The 1461-nt window shown below is 49.3% G+C and carries 1 pseudogene; it reads right to left on the bottom strand.

From position 1 onward, the window contains the following. Positions 1–1461, bottom strand: a pseudogene (gene prtP, locus BABA_RS12190) (PII-type proteinase); the annotation flags it as partial.

The following is a 1461-nucleotide window of genomic DNA, read 5'->3' as shown; positions in this document are numbered from 1 at the left end:
AGCGGGCGCCGGGGTACCTTGACCGCCGCCTTTGTCGCTAGTACCGGTTGTATCGTCGCCTTTACCAACTATCTTGGCCGCTTCAACGGCAGCTGCCACCTTCGTTTTCAGACTTTGCAAAGCTTGTAAATGTGCAAGCTTGTCAGACGCATCAGCACTGACTTGACCAGACGTCAATGTGTCAGCAATGTCGGCATACCAAGTTTTGCCAGTTGCAGCATCTTTAGCATTGCCAACCTCAGCCGGTGTTGCCGCTTTAATACCCTCCGCAAGTTTTGCTAATACTGCATCAAGTACCTTGGCAAGAGTCGCTTGAAGCTGGTCGGCCGTTTGCGTGCCTGCTTGAGCTTGTGCCACTAGGTCGTCTAACGCTGCCGTAAATGTTTTGCCAGTGCTTGGATCAGTTTGATTGCCCAAGTCCGTTCCCAGCGCAGCCTTCACAGATTGCAACTGGTTAAGCAGCGAAGTCTTCTTATCTGCAGGTAACTTGGCAGCTAATTGATTGATCGCAGTTTGCAGGTCTCGATTGGCACCAGTAAGTGAATCAACTGAGGCGTTCGTCTGATCAAGCGCCGTTTGTGCCTTCTGCGTTGCCGCTGCTAAAGCAGTCGTTGTGGCATCATCATACTTACCGCTGGCACTTAGCGTTTTGGCGGAAGCAATCAGATTAGTCAGTTCCTGCTTAGCTGCCTGCAATTGTGCAGGATCATCGGCCTTGATATTGGTGACAACATAGTCGACGGCTGGTGATTCATTACCGTATAAATCAGTCGACTTAAACTTGAAGGTGCCATTTGCCGTGACCGTGACACCGGCTGCCGGAACATCCTGATATGTCTTGCCACCATCAGCACTATACTGAACCGTTTCGCCCGTTGCGGCAGAGTTTGCCGTCAGAGTCACCGTTTTGGCTGGTTCAGTGGTACTTGGCGTCACAGTTGGTGCTGCCAGTGTTTTCTTTGGTTCGTAGTAAACTGTGATGTTCTTGGTCGTGGTGTTGTCTTCGCTATCTGTAACAGCAACAGTCAGCACGTTTTTGCCTTCGAGCAATTTAACGGGCTGATCAATAGCCATATGACCTGGTTTGCCACTATTGATGTTGATGTCTACGTATTGGCTGGCGACAGAACTGCCGTTAATTGACAGACTCAGATATTGCGCATTGTCAGTGGCCGTTCCGGTAATCTGGAAGTTTGGATCGTTGGTATAAACCGGTGCATCTGTCGAGCTGTCCAATGACAATGTTGGAGCCACTGCATCCAAAATGAAGGTCAACGCTTCTTGGAAGGTCTTGTTTTGAGTGGTGTCCACAACAACCCCAAACGGTTTTTGTCCAAGAGTACCTAAATCTAAAGTGAAACTGAAAGTCAGATCATCCTTGATTGGAATTTGCTTACCATCAACCTGCAACGTTGTCGTTGGGTGCTTGACCTTACCAGTAATCGTCGCAATCCCGGTCTT

Origin of the sequence: Neobacillus bataviensis LMG 21833 (assembly GCF_000307875.1) — a bacterium.
Lineage (GTDB): Bacteria > Bacillota > Bacilli > Bacillales > Cytobacillaceae > Neobacillus > Neobacillus bataviensis.
Note: the sequence above shows the minus strand (reverse complement) of the source record. Positions and strands in the feature narration are given on the sequence as shown.